This window comes from Halodurantibacterium daqingense (assembly GCF_042666235.1).
Classification (GTDB): domain Bacteria; phylum Pseudomonadota; class Alphaproteobacteria; order Rhodobacterales; family Rhodobacteraceae; genus Halodurantibacterium; species Halodurantibacterium daqingensis.
Genome location: NZ_JBHTFQ010000004.1, coordinates 111,296 through 127,734, shown reverse-complemented (window position 1 = coordinate 127,734; position 16,439 = coordinate 111,296). Strand labels below are relative to the sequence as shown.

Sequence of the window (16,439 nt, the reverse complement as noted above, 5' to 3'; positions counted from 1 at the left end):
GCGGTTCAGCCGGCAACCATCGGCGGGGGGAAAGGTTCCGGCAGGACGCGCCCCGGCGCATCCGGAAGGCTGCGCCCCGGCGCAGGGGCCAGGGCGCAGGAGTGTCAGAAAAAGCCCAGCTTGTTGGGATTGTAGCTGACCAGCATGTTCTTGGTCTGCTGATAGTGGTCCAGCATCATCTTGTGGGTTTCGCGCCCGATACCCGACTGTTTGTAGCCGCCGAAGGCCGCATGGGCCGGATAGGCATGGTAGTTGTTCACCCAGACCCGGCCCGCCTCGATTGCGCGGCCGAAGCGGTAGCAGCGGTTCGCATCGCGGCTCCAGACCCCCGCGCCAAGGCCATACATCGTGTCATTGGCGATCTGCAGCGCCTCCTCCTCGTCACGGAAGGTCGTGACCGACACGACGGGACCAAAGATCTCCTCCTGGAACACGCGCATCCTGTTGTGCCCCTTGAGGATCGTCGGCTGGATATAGAAGCCGTGGGCAAGATCGCCTTCCATCCGCTCGGCATCACCGCCCACCAGCACTTCGGCGCCCTCTTCGCGGCCGATCTGCAGATAGGACAGGATCTTTTCCTGCTGGGCCTGGCTCGCCTGCGCGCCGACCATCGTCGCCGGATCGCGCGGATCGCCCTGCTTGATCGCCTTTACCCGGGCAATGGCGCGTTCGATGAAGGCGTCGTAGATATCCTCCTGTATCAACGCCCGCGACGGGCAGGTGCAGACCTCGCCCTGGTTGAAGGCAAACAGAACGAACCCTTCGACCGCCTTGTCCAGAAACGCGTCATCCGCGGCCATGACATCGGAAAAGAAGATGTTGGGGGATTTGCCGCCCAGTTCCAGTGTCACGGGGATCAGGTTCTCGGTCGCATACTGCATGATCTTGCGGCCGGTCGCGGTGGAGCCGGTGAAGGCGATCTTGGCGATGCGCGGCGAGCGGGCCAGCGCCGCACCCACTTCGGCGCCATAGCCGTTCACGATGTTCAGAACGCCGCCGGGCAGCATCGGCGCGATCAGCTCGGCCAACACCATGATTGCTGCCGGCGTCTGTTCGGCGGGTTTGAGCACGACGCAGTTGCCCGCCGCCAGCGCCGGCGCCAGTTTCCACGCCGCCATCAGGATCGAGAAGTTCCACGGAATGATCTGCCCGACCACGCCCAGCGGTTCGTGGAAATGATAGGCAACGGTGTCGGCATCGATCTCCGACATCGTGCCTTCCTGGCTGCGCAGGACCCCCGCGAAGTAACGGAAGTGGTCGATGGCCAGCGGAATGTCGGCGGCCGTCGTCTCGCGGATCGGCTTGCCGTTGTCCCAGGTTTCGGCGGCCGCCAGAAGATCCAGGTTCGCTTCCATCACGTCAGCGATCCGCAACAGCGTGGTGGACCGCTCGGCCGCCGGGGTGCGGCCCCAGGCGGCCTTGGCGGCATGGGCGGCGTCGAGCGCACGTTCCACATCCGCGGCATCCGACCGCGCCACCTCGCAGACCACCTGGCCGGTGATCGGGGTGATATTCTCGAAATAGCGCCCGTTCACCGGGGGCACGAAACTGCCGCCGATGAAGTTGTCATAACGGCTTTTGAAGGGCGAGGCCTGGCGGCCTGCAACCTCGGTCATCTCGTTCATGTCGATCCTCCTCCTGTGCCCGGCCGCAATGCGGACCGTCGGCAAGGGTCAGCGTGACGCCGAGACACGGGCCTGTCACCGGAGCGAGGCAGGGCGCTGCGGCGTTCTGTCTCAGATCCGCGACAGCCCAGGGCGGAAATCGTCGATCCCCAGCCGCTTCATCCGCCGGTAAAGCGTGGCGCGGCTCATGCCAAGGGCCTGCGCAGCCTGTGACACATTGCCATCGGCGCGCGTCAGCGCGCGAATCACCGCGGCCCGTTCGGCACGGACCAGCCCCTCGCCCGTTCCCGAACGTCCCAGAACATCGGCGATCGGGCGCGGGCGGATTGTGCCTGCCAGCTCGAGCCCATGCAGGCGACGGGCCTCGCGCGTGGCGCCGACGACCACATCGTCATCATCAACGGCCAGAAGCGCCGCACTCTGGGCATCGCCGCCGGTGCCGGCCAGCAGGATGCGGTGGCGCGAAAACGCGCTGCGGAACAGTTCCGACTCGATCTGATGCGCGACCTGGGCCACCATCGCCTCGATCAGCCGGTTGAAGCCCTCGGTGTGATCGGCCCGCGCGGACGAGACATCCAGCGCCGCCACCAGCGCCGCATCGGGGCCGAAGATCGGCGCGTCGATGCAGCTCATGCCGATATTGCCGGCCAGGTAATGCTGATCCCGGTGTATGGTCACGGCGCGACGTTCAGCCAGGCAGGTTCCGATGCCATTGGTGCCCTGCGCGGCCTCGCTCCAGTCGGTGCCCGGGGTCAGGCCCCAGTTGCGGAACACATCGGCGTCGCCCGCGGCGCAGCGGCTGTCGATCACCACCCCCTCGGCATCGGTCAGCAGCACGCCGCAGCCGCACTGGCCAAGCATCACGAACAGCTCATTCAACCGAGGGGCCGCCACGGCCAGAACCGGGCCCAGCTGATCGCGCCGTTCGCGCAGCCGCACGGTATCGGGTGCCCGGCGCGGTGTCTGCGCCGGGTCCAGCCCGTGCTTCTGCCACGACCGCTGCCACGAGGCCGCCAGCCGTGACCGCGCCGCTGCGCTGCCCGAGGACAGCGAGCGGATCACGCGTTCGATATGTCCGCCCTGGTTCGCGATGAGCTCCTCCCACTCCTCGGCGACGGCACCCGCATCACGGACGGGGTGCGGATGCCCCATCTTGGCGCGGGCCGGCGTATCAGGCAAGCGAATCGCATGGCATGGAAGCGGAGCCGAAGGCGGCCGCTACGGCGCCTCCTGCGGGAGATCCCAGAACAGCCCCGCCATCACCGCAAGCGCCGAACGGCAGACCGGCAGCAGCACATGTTCGTTCGGCGCGTGCTGCGAACAGCCACGATAGGAATGGGGGATCCAGATGGTCGGCAGGCCAAGAATATCGGCAAAGCAGTCATTGGGCAGCGAACCCGCCAGGTTGGGCAGGACATGTGGCGCCCGCCCTGCGGTTCTGGTCAGAGAGGCGGCGGCAAACTGCGCCCAGGGATGGCCCGGATCCAGCCGCGTCGCCTGGAACACGCCCTGATCCTGCGGCACGATCTGCACCTGCGCGAAGCCATGCGAATCGAGGTGACGCCGCAGCGCGGGCAGGATCTGATCCGCCTCCGTCCCAACCACATAGCGCAGCTGACAGGTGGCGCGGGCACTGGCCGAGATGGCATTGACCGGGGCATCGGGCACGCCGCTTGTCATCGCAAGGATCGCAAAGGCGTTCCAGCCGAACACCCGTTCAGCGGGGCTCAGGCTCTCTTCGCCCCAATTATAGTCGATCGCCGGGCCGGCGTCGCCCGCGACCGGCAACTCTGCAAGTGCTGCGCGGACCGTGTCAGTCAGGCTGTCGGGCCGCCATTCCGGGATCAGGATCTGCCCGCGCGCATCGGTGATGCAGGCCAGCGCATGGGCAAGGATCATCGCGGGATCGGCCAGAAGCCCGCCCCAATTCCCCGAATGATGGGCGCCTTCGCGCAGATCGACCCGCAGATCGAAGGTCACCCCGCCCCGTGCGCCCATGAAGATCGTCGGCACCTCGGGTTGCAGGCGTGGCCCGTCCGACGCGATCAGCACATCCGCCTGCAGACGCGCCTTTTCCGCCGCGCAAAAGGCCGCAAGCCCGGGCGAGCCGGTTTCCTCGGCCATCTCGATCAGGATCTTGATGTTGAAGCCCAGGCTGCCGCGGGTGGCGATCACCGCTTCAAGTGCGGCGATGTTGATCAGGTGCTGGCCCTTGTTGTCGGCGCTGCCCCGCCCGTAAAGCCGGTCGCCCTCGGCCACCAGTCGGAAAGGGTGCAGGCCGGCACGCCACTGATCGGCCTGCCCGTGGGTGACATCGCCATGACCATAGCAGAGCACCGTCGGCAGGCCCGCGCCTTCGTGCCGTTCGCCCAGAAGGATCGGCCCGCCCGCCGGATCGGGGTTGTCAAAAACCGTGCAGACAAAGCCCGCCGATGCCAGGCGCGGCGCCATCGCCTCGTCCAGATAGCGGCGCAGGGCGGCCGCCTGCGCCGGGTTCTGGCTTTCGGTCTCATGTGCCACCAGCGTCGCCAGTTCGGCCTGAAAACCGCCGTCGTCGAAATAGCGTTCGGCGGCGGCAATGGCCGCATCCCGGCTCATGCCGCACCTTCGGCGACGGCATCGCCCCAGGGCGACATGATCTCGGTGCAGCCGCTGTTCACCTCGCCCTGCCGCAGCACCCCGGCGGGGCAGGCAAAGGCATAGGGAAAGACGGTACGGCGGGTCGTCACCACCGGATGTTCGGCCCGCAGCGCCGCAAGCACTTCGGTCGGAAGGCTGTCATCCGCCGTCACCGTCTCGCCGCCCGAAACGTCGATGCGCGGCTGGTGGAAGGCATCCTCCAGCGAAAGGCCGCAATCCGCCACGAAGCTGGAGAGCTGCGCCACCGCGCCCAGGATCTTGCGGCCGCCCGAAGCACCGAAGGCAAAGCGCCGCTCGGCCGCAGTGCCAAGCCCCGCCTCGCCGATCACCGGACAGACGTTCATCAGGCAGCGCTTGTCCGGCCCCAGCGAGTTCGGCTTGCCCTGTTCGGGATCGAACCACATGATGCCGTTGTTCATCAGCATGCCAAGGCCCGGCGCCACCACCCGCGCGCCGAATACGGACAGCAGGGTCTGCGTGACCGCCACCATGTTGCCTTGCCGGTCCACCACCGAGAAATGCGTGGTGCAGCCCGGCGCCCTCTCACTGTCGCCCGCGCTGGCCAACCGCTGCGCATAGGCCGATTTGAGCGCCGCCGCATAGCCGGCATAGGCCGCCGGACCTGCGGCATCAAGCGGTGGCAGCGCCGCGAACAGGTCGCGGAAGGTGGGCCCTGCGGTCATGAAGGGGGTGACGTGGAACCGCGCCGTGCCGCGATCAAAGCTCAGCGGATCCTCGAAGGCGGCGTGATAGGCGCGCAGGTCGTCATGCGCAAGGCAGCCGCCCTTGGCCTGCACGTCGCGTGCAAGGGTTGCGCCGATGTCGCCGTCGTAAAAGGCGCGGTGGCCGCCCGCAGCGAGTTCTGCCAGCGTGTCGGCCATCTGCGGCATCGCGATGCGTTTTTCCGACAGTGCCGTCCAGCCGGCGATGGTGGGCCACTGGCCATCCTCAAGAAACATGGCCGCCGCATCGGGATCGCGCGCCAGTTCCCGCGTGGCCGAGGCGATGATGAGCGCCGCGTACCAATCCACATGCAGCCCCTCGCGCGCAAAGCCGATGGCCGGCTGCAACAGCTCGGCCCAGGGCATCCGGCCAAAGCGGGCATGGGCAATGCCGATCCCGTCCACGGTCCCCGGCACCGCGATGGCCGTTGCACCTTCGATATTGCGATCTTCGACCACCGCCTCCCACGGAAACAGGTCGCCCGCCTTGCCGGTGCCGGCCAGCGGGTAATCGGCAGGATCAAGCCCGGCAGGGCTGCGCATCCCGAAGTTCACCGCATGGGCGCGCCCTTCGTCCGCGCGCCAGATCATCATCGCCCCGCCCCCGGCGGGGCCGGACATCCAGGGCTCCAGCACCCCCATGGCGAAGGAGACCGCGACGGCGGCATCCATCGCATCGCCGCCCGCAGCAAGCACGGCGGCGCCCGCCTCGGCGGCCTGGCCATGCTGGGCCGCGACGATGCCGCCCCGGCTTTCGACAACGGTCTTGCGCGTGATCTGGGTTCGGGACAGGCTTGAACGGGTCATGAAGATCCTCGGCTGGGTTGGAACGGGCTTGGCGTCACGAGTCTTGTGCGACTTTCCACGCGCAGGGCCGGAGTTGCAACCACCTCTGCCCCATCTCCCTTCGGTGGCGCGCGATGGTCAGGCCGGGCAACATCCTGCCCGAAGGTGCAACACCAATTGACGCGCTGCACGCGATCTGCGATCTGGCCTTCCGCTTGCAGATGAGGGCAACATGCAGGACAAGACGCTTGACCGGGCCGAACAGGATCTGCTGTCCGTGATCCGGGATCTCCACGCCGAAAAGGGTGCCTTTGACCGCGACGTCCTGCTGGTGGTTGCACGGGGACGCGGGCTAGAGGTCGGACGTGCGCTTGGCCGGCTCAGGGCGCTGGGGCTGGTGGAAGAGATCGAGCGCCGCCCCTTCCTGTTGCGCCGGCTGTTCGGTGCGCGCACGCGGACGTTGCTGCAGCCGGTTGCACGGCCCGAGGCGCCCGAAGCGGAGCCCGCCGCACCCCAGCCCGATCAGTCCGCGGTTGCAGCATCGACCCCTGTCGCCGAAGCGCCGCCGGCAGCCGCGACGGATCCGATGCCCCCGAGCGACGAAGCCACGCCCGGTGCCTCGGGCCTCGCGATCGCGGCCGCCGAGGATCAGCCCGCCACAGCGCCGACGACGCCGACGACCGGGTCCGATCACGCCGTCCCGCCGCAGCACCCCGATCTGCCCGCCGATCCGCGCGCCGCGCCGCCCAAGGACCAGCCCCGCGCACCGTCTCCACTGCCCAGACCCGCCCGCCCGACGGCGGCCGAGCGCGCCGCCGCCAGCGCCTACACCGAAGAGCTGGGCGGAACACCTGCTGTCATCGTTACCCCTGCCCCGGCCATCGATCCGGCCCTTCTGGAAAGCCTGCGCGAGGTGATCGAGGGACTGGGAATGGAAATGACGATGGCCGGCGACGCTCTGGTCGCCCATCGCATCGCGCGCGGCGATTCCGCCGCCGAGGCCTTGTCGCAGCTCGTGCTGTATGCCTTCGCCCATGCGGTGCGACATGACATCATCTCGAACGGGGCCGTGCAGGCGCTGGGGCTCACCGACTATGCCGTCGAAGTGATGCGCGAAATCGAGAAGCTCCGTGATGCCGGCGAAATCGGCGATGCGCGCTTCGAAGAAGACATGCGTCGTCTCTGGGCCCTGGTGAGTGAAGGGGAAGAACAGGCCCGCCTGGCCGAGGAGCTTCTTTCCGATCCGATGGGCGGTGCCGCCCCTCCTGCACTTCTGCCCGAAGAACTGCGGCAGGGCGGATCCGGGCCGGATCAGGACGAGGATTACTTCTGAACGGGCGCCGCCAGTTCCGGCGATCCGCGGCGCTGGCCCCGGCCGGCCGCACGGCGCGGTCTCTGGCGCTTGCCACAGGGCGTGCGGCCAATTCGCCTCCCGAAGCCGGGGGATCACCGCAGGGCGGCATCGTGGCTTCCTTGCCGCCTGACGCCATGCACCAGGCATGGTGGGGGCGCAGTCCGTCAGCAGAGCCCTCTGCGGCCTGGCTGCGGCGCCGCGCGAAACGATTTGCCCCGCCGTCCTGAGCCACCTGACCCGGACCCGCAACCCCGGAGACCGCAGAACGATGCCACAGGCTGCATCATCATCGTTGCCGCGCGGCGTCGGGGCACATGTGAGGTGCGGGTGATCTGCCGCGGTCAAGGCACCGCCCGATCGTGAGGCGCCGAGGCATGCAGCCGGGATGCTGATGCGCAGGCGATGATCCTCAAACCCGACCGTGCGCCGCAGCATCGTCGCCTTCCCGTCCACGGCTGCCACGCGCCCTCCAAGGCAGCTTAGTGCCCCGGCAAACCCGGTGGCTGGCAGGCAGCCGGCATGCGACATCCTCGACCCCGCCCCGGGAAGCGCCGGGAGGAAAAGCGGCCCGAGACGGGGAAGGATCACCGCGAGGAAACCGCGGATACCCGTCCAGCTAGGCAGAGCGCGGTCCGAGGTCAACCCTCGATTGCAGGCTTGCCCGGCAAAGACCGGCGCTGCCGCATCGCTGTGCAACACGGCGCGTGCCTGCCGCCTGCGTCAGCATCCTGTATCCGCCCTGCGGAAGCCGGAGCAGGCGATTGCCGGCTTCGGCTCCCGGCTTGGCGATCAGACCAGTTCGGCAAGCGATGCCGGGTTGAAGCCCTGAAGCTGTTCCTGTGCGCCTTCGCGGACCTTCTTCACCCAGTCGGCATCGCTGATCAGCGCGCGGCCTACCGCGATCAGGTCGAACTCGTCCCGCTCCATCCGGCGGATCAGACCCTCGATCCCGACACTGCGCGAGTTCTCGCCCCCGAACGCCGCCAGAAATTCGCCCGAGAGGCCAACAGACCCGACGCTGATCGTTGCGGCCCCGGTAAGCTTCTTGGCCCAGCCCGCAAGGTTGAGCCCCTCCTCGCCATCGATCTCGGGGAACTCCGGCTCCCAGAAACGGCGCTGCGAGCAATGAAGCACATTGGCTCCGGCCTCGACCAGGGGCACAAGCCAGCTGGCCATCTCATCGGGGCTGGTGGCAAGACGGGCGCCATAATCCTGTTGCTTCCACTGGCTGACCCGCAGGATCACCGGGAAATCAGGCCCCACCGCCGCGCGCACGGCCGCCACGATCTCGGCCGCGAAGCGCGACCGTTCGGCGATCGTTGCTCCGCCATAGGCATCGCTGCGTTGGTTGGTTCCGGACCAGAAGAACTGGTCGATCAGATAGCCATGGGCGCCGTGGATCTCGACCGTGTCGAACCCGAGCCGGCGCGCATCGGCAGCCGCGCGGGCAAAGGCCGCCACCGTGTCGGCGATGTCTTCCTCGCTCATCACCCGGCCACGCGGCTTGCCCGGCGCAAGCAGCCCCGAGGGGCTTTCCACCGGCGCGTCCGGCTCCCAGCCGGACCCTCCGCGCGTCGAGCCGGTGTGCCAGATCTGCGGCCCCATCCGCCCGCCAGCCGCGTGGACGGCATCGATCACACTCTTCCAGCCGGCCAACGCCGCCTCCCCGAAGAAAAAAGGCACATGCGGCTCATTGCGCGAGGCAGGACGCTCGACCACCGTTCCCTCGGACAGGATCAGCCCGACCTGCCCTTCCGCCCGTTTGCGGTAATAGGCCGCGTTGGCAGGCCCGGGGATGCCATCGGGCGCGGCATTCCGGGTCATCGGCGCCATGACGATGCGGTTTTTCAGTTCAAGCGTTCCGATGCGAAACGGCCGGAAAAGCGTTTCGTTCTGGCTGGTCATGTCAACTCCACTGCGGTTTCGGGGTGCATAGGTAAGACCGGCGCAGGGCGTTTCAATCGCCGGCCGCAGCCGACGACCCCCGGTCCCGCAGCGCAGACGAGGGGCCCGGGCTGGCCATCGGCCCCCACCGGATCCGCGCTGGCCGCGCGCGCGCGGCCGCCCCGATCGACGCCTGCATGAAGTGTGACGAGCGGCAACGCAGTGCTTGAAACGCGGGTCGATTGCGGGCAAGAGCAAGCAACCGCTGGCCTTTGCCCGGGCAGGGCAAGGCCGGATCCGGCAGCGCGCCCGATGAGGAGGACCGCACGATGAACTGGAAAGGCATTCTGATGGCCTGCGCCGCGGCTTTCGTCGCAGTCCCTGGCGCAGCGCAGGAACGCGCGCTTCGGCTGGGTCTGATCACGCCGCCCGCCCATGTCTGGAACCAGGAAGTCGAAGCGCTTTCGGCCACGCTGTCCACCCTGTCGGACGGCCGCTTCACCATCGTGCCCTTCCCCTCGGGGCAGCTGGGAAACGAGGCGACGATGCTGCAACAGCTTCAGACCGGGGCGCTGGACATGGCTTGGCTCACCACGGCCGAGGTAACCACGCGCGTGCCTGACATGGCGGCCCTTCATGCGCCCTTCTTGGTGGAGAACATCGCTGATGCGGCGCGGGTGCTGCGATCTGACCCCGCGCGCGAGATCCTGGACGCCCTGCCACGGGCAACCGGCACGGTGGGCCTTTGCTATGCCATGACCGGCATGCGCCAGCTCTTGACGCGCCAGCCGGTTGCCGCGGCGACCGATCTGCGCGGCATGCGCTTCCGCATCACGCCTGCCCCGGCGATCCGCAGCTTCTTCGAAATGTTCGGCGCAGCGCCAGCGCCGATGCCGCTGACCCAGGTCTATGATGCGCTGGCCAATGGCCAGATCGACGCGATCGACATGGACTATGAATCCATCATCAACTTCCGCTACTATGAGCATGCGCCCTATCTGATGGAGACGAACCATCACATGTTCGGCATGGTGGCACTGGTGTCGGGCCGCGTCTGGGCCGGGTTTTCGCCCGAGGATCAGGCCATCATCGCCGAGGCGGTCCAGATCCATTGCGACCGGACGATCGACCGTTTCGTCGCCGAAGAGGACGGCAAGCTGGCACGGCTGCGCGAAGCACCCGGCATCGTCATCACCGAGAATGTGGGACCCGCGTTCTTTGGCGACATCGTCGCGCGCTGGGATGCCGAATGGGGTGCGCAGACGCCGTATGTCGCGCGGCTGCGGGCGCTCGCCGCCGAGTTCTGAGCAAAGGATCGGGCCGTCGTCGCGTGGCCTTCCGCGTTGCACGCCGGGATGGCCCCGTGGCAACGGCGCAGCCCTGGGCGGCCCCGCCCCGCAGGTGGCCACCGCAGAACGAAGGAGACCCCCATGGCCCTGATCGGCACGATCGCCCGGATCTCGGCGCTGCTGGCGCGGGTCGAACGCGGCCTTCTTGTGGGGCTGGTCGGGGCGATTGCGGGGCTGGTGCTTCTGAACGTGGCGGCGCGCGCCCTGGGCATGACGCTCGCTTGGGCGGATGAGCTTGCCATTCAGGCGATGGTGCTTGCGGGGTTTGTGGGCGCTTCGCTCATGCTGCGGATGCGCAACCACCCGGCGGTTCAGATCCTGCACGAGGTCCTGCCCGGGCGCGGCCTGTATCTGCTGCGTGTCCTGGCCTCGGCGCTGGCGCTGGGATTCGGGCTGGTGCTGGCCTGGCTGTGCTGGCGCTGGTTCGACCTGCCGGGGCTGATCCGCGCCGGTTTCGACGTGGCGCTTTACGAAAGCCAGACCTTCAACTTTCTTTACACCGAGGTCTCGCCGGTGCTTGGCCTTCCGATGTTCCTGCCCTTCCTTGTCATGCCGTGGTTCGCGCTGACGCTCAGCCTGCATGCGCTTGCCAACCTCTGCGAGGATCTGGGCCTTCTGCCGCCCCCCGGTCCCGCCGAAACGGGGGCCGCGCCGTGACCGCGCTGGTCTTTCTGGCCCTGCTGCTGATCGGCCTGCCAGTCGGGTTGATCCTGTGCCTTGCCGCGCTGGCCTATATCGTCCAGAGCGGCAATCCGCTGCTTCTTGACAGCTATCCCCTCAAGATGTTCACATCCCTTGACAATTTCGGGCTGCTGGCGATCCCGCTGTTCATCCTGATCGGCGAATTGATGAACGCAGCCGGGATCACCACGCAGCTTGTCCGGCTTGCAGCAGCCTGCGTCGGCGCATTGCGCGGCGGGCTTGCCTATATCAACCTTCTGGCCAACATGATGGTCGCCTCGATCCTCGGATCGGCGACCGCGCAGATCGCGATGATGGCCAAGGTCATGGTGCCCGAAATGGAAAAGGCCGGCTATGACCGCGCCTTCGCGACGGGGCTGACAGCCTTCGGCGGACTTCTGGGGCCGATCATTCCGCCCTCGATCGTCTTCGTGGTCTATGCGGTTCTGGCGCAGGTGGCGGTCAGCGACATGCTGATGGCCGGGATCCTGCCCGGGTTGCTGCTGACACTGCTGTTCGTGCTGACGGTGGCGGTTCTGGGCTGGCGGCAGGGCTTTCCGGCGGGGCAGGGCCTGCCCTGGCGCGACCGGCTTGCGGCCTTGCGCACCGCGCTGCCGATGCTGCTCATCCCGGCTGCGGTGATCGGCATGATCCTTGGCGGCTATGGCTCGCCGACCGAGGCGGCCGCGGTGGGGGCGCTTCTGGCGGCGCTGGTGGGCATCTTCCATACCCGCAGCCTGCGCCTGCGCGATCTGCCCGGCATCCTGCTGCGCACCGGGTTGTCCTCGGCGCTGGTGCTGTTTCTGGTCGCGGGGGCGGGGGTGTTTTCCTGGGTGCTGATCTTCGGCCAGGTGCCGCAGATGGCTGCCGGCTGGATCCAGGACGTCGCGACAACGCCCATGGCCTTCATGCTGCTGGTGCTGGTCGTGCTGCTGCTGGTCGGCACGGTGATCGACGGGATCCCCGGCCTGATCATGGTCGTGCCGATCCTGCTGCCCATCGCGACCGATGTCTATGGCATCCACCCGCTGCATTTCGGGGTGGTGGTTTCGGTCAACCTGATCCTGGGGCTTCTGTCGCCACCGGTGGGGGTGGGGCTGTTCGTGGCGGCCTCGGTCGCCGGTGTCAGCCCGCTGCGGGTGGTGGCGGTGACGCTGCCGTTCTACGCAGTCGCCTGTGCGGCGCTGGTGGTGCTGGCGCTGGTGCCGTGGTTCAGCCTCGCCTTGCTGCCCTGAGCGCGCAGGTCAATAGCGGCTGATCGCGCGCGCCGCCTCGACCACCAGCGGTGCAAAGCGGCGGGTAAAGGCCTCGGCCTCCCATTCACCCAGCGACCCCGCGAGATGGACCGCGCCGACCGGCCGGCCATCGGCACCCATCACCGCCGCGCCGATCGCGATTTCGCCCACCAGGATCTGCTCCTGTGCACAGGAAAAACCCTGCTGCCGCGTTTCGGCGACCCGCTCCATGATCGTATCGGTTGCAGTCAGGGTGTGGGCGGTAAAGCTGCGCCTGTCCGATGCCTCGACCAATGCACGGGCCTCGGCCTCGGGCAGCGCCGCAAGGATGGCCCAGCCCCCGGAACTGCAATAGGTCGGCACGCTGTGGCCCACCAGCGTTGCATAGAAGGTTTCGCGCTTGCTCTGCATCCGCGCGGCATAGACAACCCGCTGCCCGTCGAACAGCGACAGATCGACCCGTTCCTGCGCATTGCGCCGCAGTTCCAGCAGCACCGGCGTCGCCTGCTGCACCAGCGGATCAAGGCGCAGGAAATCCAGCGCATGATCCAGAAGCCGGACCCCCGGCAGAAACCCGCGGTCAGCCGCGTCGCGGCGCATGTAGCCCAGCGTGCGCAAGGTATGCACGACGCGCTGGGCCGCGCTGCGGTCGATATTGGCGCGGCGGGCGATCTCGGACAGGGTCAGCGCACGGTCGGTCCCGTGGAACGCCGACAGAACCTGCAGGGCGCGGTCGATTGACTGGATGAACAGCGGATCCTCGCGCTGGTCGTCACTGAGGCGGCGAAGGCCAGGTTCCGTGCGAAGCGGGGTATGCGTCATGGCGATCCTGATGGTTGACAGCGCGAAAGGGCGGGGCTTAGACTTTTATGACAATGCAGTTGTATCATTGTGCGATACAGTCTGCACCGCCCCATGCCAAGCCCTTCAGGAGCGAGAGAATGTCGAAACGCGTCGCATTGGCAGGATTTGTCCACGAAACAAACAGCTTTGCGCCCACAAAGGCGACAATGGCCGCCTTTGTTCAGGGGGGTGGCTATATGCCGATGGCACGGGGCCCGGCGCTGCTGACCGCCTCGCGCGGGATCAACCTTGGCATCGGTGGCGCGGCGGATCACGCCGCAGCCGCGGGTTGGGACGCGGTGCCGATTCTCTGGGCGGGGGCGATTCCCTCGGCCCCGGTTACACGCGATGCCTATGAAAGCATCACGGACGAGATCATTTCGGGCATTCGCGCCGCAGGCCGGCTGGATGGCGTTTTTCTTGATCTGCATGGCGCGATGATGGCCGAGCACGAGGAAGATGGCGAAGGCCGGTTGCTCGAGCGTGTCCGAACTGCCGTCGGTCCCGATGTGCCGATCGTGGCTGCGCTGGATCTGCACGGCAATATCACCGCGAAGATGGTCGCCTCGGCCGATCTGCTGGTGGGCTTTCGCACCTATCCGCATGTGGACATGGCCGAAACCGGCCGCCGCGCGGCGGCGGCGCTGGACGCGCTGATGTCCGGGCCGCGCTGGGTCAAGGCGTTCCGGCGCCTGCCTTTCCTGATCCCGATCGCCTGGCAATGCACCGATCTGGAACCCGCCCGCAGCATCTATGCGCTGCTGGACCGGACGGAACAGGGCGCGGTGCGCTCGGCTTCCTTCTTCCCGGGCTTTCCGGCGGCGGATTTCCCGGAATGCGGGCCGACCGTGGTGGCCTATGCCGACAGCCGCGAGGCCGCCGAGGCCGCGGCCGAGACGATCGCCGCCGCGGTCGCCAGGGCAGAGCCCGCCTTTGCCGGCCAGTCCTTCGACCCCGATGCCGGCGTGCGCGAGGCGATGCGCCTTGCACAGGGGGCGCAGCGGCCCGTGATCATCGCCGATACGCAGGACAATCCCGGCGCGGGGGGCGACTCCAACACGACCGGCATGTTGCGCGCGCTGGTGCGGCAAGGCGCGGCCCGCGCCGCCCTTGGCCTGATGGTCGATCCGGCCGCTGCCGCCGCTGCCCATGCCGCCGGTGTCGGCGCCGAGATCACGATCGCCTTGGGCGGCAGTTCGGGCATCGCGGGCGACGCGCCCTTCACCGCGCGCTTCCACGTCGAGCATCTGAGCAACGGCCGCTTCGTCGCCCCCGGGCCCTTCTATGGCGGTGCGCCGCTGGATCTGGGGCCATCGGCCTGCCTTCGGATCGGCGATGTCCGTGTCGCCGTCACCAGCCACAAGGCACAGATGGCCGATCAGGCGATGTATCGCATGGTCGGGATCGAACCGCTTGAAATGGCGATCCTCGTCAACAAGAGCTCGGTTCATTTCCGCGCGGACTTTGCGCCGATCGCCGAACAGATCCTCGTCTGCACCGCGCCGGGCCCGATGCCGCTCAGCCCCGCAGCCCTTCCCTGGACACGCCTTGGTGCGGGAATGCGGCTGGAGCCGATGGGCCCCGCTTTTACCCCCGCGACGGAGGTTGCCGCCCCGTCCTGATTTCCCCCGCGCATCCGGCAGAAGACCGGAGCGCCCTTCCAACAGCGAGAGTGACCGATGACTGCCATGACTCCACTGCATCTGCGCCGACATCTTGTCGCGGCCCTTCTGTCGGCCACGGCCATGACCACAGCCGCACAGGCCGAGACCACGCTGACCGCCGTGATGCACTCGGGCCTGCGGGTGCTCGATCCGGTGATCACCACCGCGCATATCACCCGCAACCACGCCTACATGATCTATGACGTGCTGGTCGCCGTGGACGAGAATTTCGAACCGCAGCCGCAGATGGCGGAATGGGAGATCTCGGACGACGGGCTGACCTACACCTTCACCCTGCGCGAGGGGCTTCTGTTCCACGACGGCGCGCCGGTCACCGCAGCCGATGCCGTCGCCTCGCTGAACCGCTGGGCCAGCCGCGATTCCGGCGGGCAGATCATCATGGACTTCACCGAAAGCCTGGAAGCGGCCGATGACCGCACGATCGTCTGGACGCTGAGCCGCCCCTTCCCGGCGATGCTGGACACGATCGGCAAGCAATCCGCCCTGCCCCCGTTCATCATGCCGGCGCGCGTCGCCGAAACCCCGTCGGATACCGCGATCACCGATTACACCGGCTCGGGTCCCTTCCGCTTTGTCGAGGAAGAGTTCCAGCCCGGCGTCAGCGTCACCTATGCCAAGTTCGAGGACTATGTGCCGCGTGATGAACCCCCCAGCTGGATGGCCGGCGGCAAGGTCGTGCATCTGGACCGGGTCGTCTGGGTGAACATGCCCGACGCCCAGACCGCGATCAACGCGCTCGCCACGGGCGAGATCGACTATATGGAACAGGTGCAGATCGACCTGTTGCCGCTGCTGGAATTCGAGGAGGGCGTGACCGTCGAGGTGCGCGATCCGCTCGGCTCCCAGACCATGGGACGGCTGAACTTCAAGCACCCGCCCTTCGATGATGTCCGCATCCGGCAGGCAGCGCTGCGCGCCCTGGGTCAGGAGGCGGTTCTGGCGACGCTGATGGGGGACCCCGCGTATTATTCGCTCTGTGGCGCCATCTTCGGCTGCGGCACGCCGCTTGAGAACGACACCGGGTCCGAAACCCTTCTGGCCGGCGGCGATCCCGACGGAGCCCGCGCACTGCTGGAAGAGGCAGGCTATGACGGGACGCCCATCGTTCTCATGCAGCCCACCGATGTCAGCAGCCTGATCGCCCAGCCGGTGGTGGCGGCGCAGGCGCTGCGCAACGCAGGCTTTACGGTCGACATGCAGCCGATGGACTGGCAGACGCTGGTCACGCGGCGCGCCAGCCAGAATGCGCCTGCCGACGGCGGATGGAACGTGTTCTTCACCAACTGGATGGTGCCCGAGGTGAACTCGCCGCTGATTTCGCCGATGCTGAACGGGCGGGGCGACAGCGCCTGGTTCGGCTGGCCTGAAGACCCCGAGATCGAGGCGCTCAAACTCGAGTTCATCGACGCCACCTCGCTCGAGGAACAGCAGGAGGTCGCGGCCCGCATCCAGGCGCATACGCTTGAGCAGGTGCTCTATATCCCGCTGGGCCAGTATGTGTTCCCGCAGGCGCGGCGCGACACCATCACCGGAATGATCGGCTCGCCGGTTCCGGTATTCTGGAACATCGAAAAGGCCGAGTAGGCGAAAGGGGGGCGGTGCGCCGCCCCCTTCCCCTCCTCGCTCTGGAAAGGA

12 protein-coding genes are annotated in these 16,439 nt (G+C 67.6%); 6 read left to right on the top strand and 6 right to left on the bottom strand.

Features of this window, described 5'->3' with window-relative positions; translation table 11 throughout:
• Positions 1–104: 104 nt before the first annotated feature.
• The 4 genes from adh to ACFQXB_RS08640 all read right to left on the bottom strand — a co-directional run bounded on the left by adh (position 105) and on the right by ACFQXB_RS08640 (position 5,794).
• A complete protein-coding gene (adh, locus tag ACFQXB_RS08655; protein ID WP_377402217.1) occupies positions 105–1,625 on the bottom strand; it encodes an aldehyde dehydrogenase in 1,521 nt (506 codons plus the stop codon).
• Between the two features lie 111 nt (positions 1,626–1,736).
• Entirely contained in the window at positions 1,737–2,804 is a 1,068-nt protein-coding gene (locus ACFQXB_RS08650) for a GAF domain-containing protein (RefSeq protein ID WP_377402214.1), read from the bottom strand.
• A gap of 39 nt (positions 2,805–2,843) precedes the next feature.
• The gene (locus ACFQXB_RS08645; RefSeq protein WP_377402211.1) at positions 2,844–4,223 is read right to left on the bottom strand and encodes a M20 family metallopeptidase; all 1,380 of its coding nucleotides are present in this window, start codon (positions 4,221–4,223) and stop codon (positions 2,844–2,846) included.
• Positions 4,220–5,794 carry a gamma-glutamyltransferase gene (locus tag ACFQXB_RS08640; RefSeq protein ID WP_377402208.1) on the bottom strand — a complete coding sequence of 525 codons (1,575 nt, stop codon included), beginning with the start codon at positions 5,792–5,794 and terminating at the stop codon, positions 4,220–4,222. The genes ACFQXB_RS08645 and ACFQXB_RS08640 overlap by 4 nt, the downstream gene beginning before the upstream one ends.
• Before the next feature lie 211 nt (positions 5,795–6,005).
• Here ACFQXB_RS08640 and ACFQXB_RS08635 point away from each other — a divergent pair, with 211 nt between their 5' ends.
• Complete coding sequence (locus ACFQXB_RS08635; RefSeq protein ID WP_377402205.1) at positions 6,006–7,106, top strand: hypothetical protein; 1,101 nt, start codon at positions 6,006–6,008, stop codon at positions 7,104–7,106.
• A gap of 810 nt (positions 7,107–7,916) precedes the next feature.
• Here ACFQXB_RS08635 and ACFQXB_RS08630 read toward each other — a convergent pair.
• A complete protein-coding gene (locus ACFQXB_RS08630) occupies positions 7,917–9,032 on the bottom strand; it encodes an NADH:flavin oxidoreductase (RefSeq protein ID WP_377402202.1) in 1,116 nt (371 codons plus the stop codon).
• Positions 9,033–9,340: 308 nt separating this feature from the next.
• Between ACFQXB_RS08630 and ACFQXB_RS08625 the strand changes: the two genes are divergently transcribed.
• The 3 genes from ACFQXB_RS08625 to ACFQXB_RS08615 all read left to right on the top strand — a co-directional run bounded on the left by ACFQXB_RS08625 (position 9,341) and on the right by ACFQXB_RS08615 (position 12,276).
• A complete protein-coding gene (locus tag ACFQXB_RS08625; protein ID WP_377402199.1) occupies positions 9,341–10,318 on the top strand; it encodes a TRAP transporter substrate-binding protein in 978 nt (325 codons plus the stop codon).
• A gap of 123 nt (positions 10,319–10,441) precedes the next feature.
• Entirely contained in the window at positions 10,442–11,017 is a 576-nt protein-coding gene (locus ACFQXB_RS08620) for a TRAP transporter small permease (protein ID WP_377402196.1), read from the top strand.
• Positions 11,014–12,276, top strand: a complete 1,263-nt coding sequence (locus ACFQXB_RS08615; protein WP_377402193.1) for a TRAP transporter large permease — start codon at positions 11,014–11,016, stop codon at positions 12,274–12,276. Before ACFQXB_RS08620 ends, ACFQXB_RS08615 begins: the two co-directional genes overlap by 4 nt.
• 9 nt (positions 12,277–12,285) lie before the next feature.
• Here ACFQXB_RS08615 and ACFQXB_RS08610 read toward each other — a convergent pair whose 3' ends face one another.
• Positions 12,286–13,098 carry an IclR family transcriptional regulator gene (locus tag ACFQXB_RS08610; RefSeq protein ID WP_377402190.1) on the bottom strand — a complete coding sequence of 271 codons (813 nt, stop codon included), beginning with the start codon at positions 13,096–13,098 and terminating at the stop codon, positions 12,286–12,288.
• A gap of 119 nt (positions 13,099–13,217) precedes the next feature.
• Between ACFQXB_RS08610 and ACFQXB_RS08605 the strand changes: the two genes are divergently transcribed.
• Both ACFQXB_RS08605 and ACFQXB_RS08600 read left to right on the top strand, forming a co-directional pair.
• Positions 13,218–14,741 carry a M81 family metallopeptidase gene (locus tag ACFQXB_RS08605; RefSeq protein ID WP_377402187.1) on the top strand — a complete coding sequence of 508 codons (1,524 nt, stop codon included), beginning with the start codon at positions 13,218–13,220 and terminating at the stop codon, positions 14,739–14,741.
• 57 nt (positions 14,742–14,798) lie between these two features.
• Positions 14,799–16,388, top strand: a complete 1,590-nt coding sequence (locus ACFQXB_RS08600) for an ABC transporter substrate-binding protein (RefSeq protein ID WP_377402184.1) — start codon at positions 14,799–14,801, stop codon at positions 16,386–16,388.
• Positions 16,389–16,439 lie beyond the last annotated feature (51 nt).

Bases quoted from the DNA above. Each gene is read 5' to 3' on its own strand.
- ACFQXB_RS08600 (WP_377402184.1), top strand. From the start codon at position 14,799: ATGACTGCCATGACTCCACTGCATCTGCGCCGACATCTTGTCGCGGCC.
- ACFQXB_RS08630 (WP_377402202.1), bottom strand. From the start codon at position 9,032: ATGACCAGCCAGAACGAAACGCTTTTCCGGCCGTTTCGCATCGGAACG.
- ACFQXB_RS08635 (WP_377402205.1), top strand. From the start codon at position 6,006: ATGCAGGACAAGACGCTTGACCGGGCCGAACAGGATCTGCTGTCCGTG.
- ACFQXB_RS08605 (WP_377402187.1), top strand. From the start codon at position 13,218: ATGTCGAAACGCGTCGCATTGGCAGGATTTGTCCACGAAACAAACAGC.
- adh (WP_377402217.1), bottom strand. From the start codon at position 1,625: ATGAACGAGATGACCGAGGTTGCAGGCCGCCAGGCCTCGCCCTTCAAA.
- ACFQXB_RS08625 (WP_377402199.1), top strand. From the start codon at position 9,341: ATGAACTGGAAAGGCATTCTGATGGCCTGCGCCGCGGCTTTCGTCGCA.
- ACFQXB_RS08610 (WP_377402190.1), bottom strand. From the start codon at position 13,098: ATGACGCATACCCCGCTTCGCACGGAACCTGGCCTTCGCCGCCTCAGT.
- ACFQXB_RS08640 (WP_377402208.1), bottom strand. From the start codon at position 5,794: ATGACCCGTTCAAGCCTGTCCCGAACCCAGATCACGCGCAAGACCGTT.
- ACFQXB_RS08620 (WP_377402196.1), top strand. From the start codon at position 10,442: ATGGCCCTGATCGGCACGATCGCCCGGATCTCGGCGCTGCTGGCGCGG.
- ACFQXB_RS08645 (WP_377402211.1), bottom strand. From the start codon at position 4,223: ATGAGCCGGGATGCGGCCATTGCCGCCGCCGAACGCTATTTCGACGAC.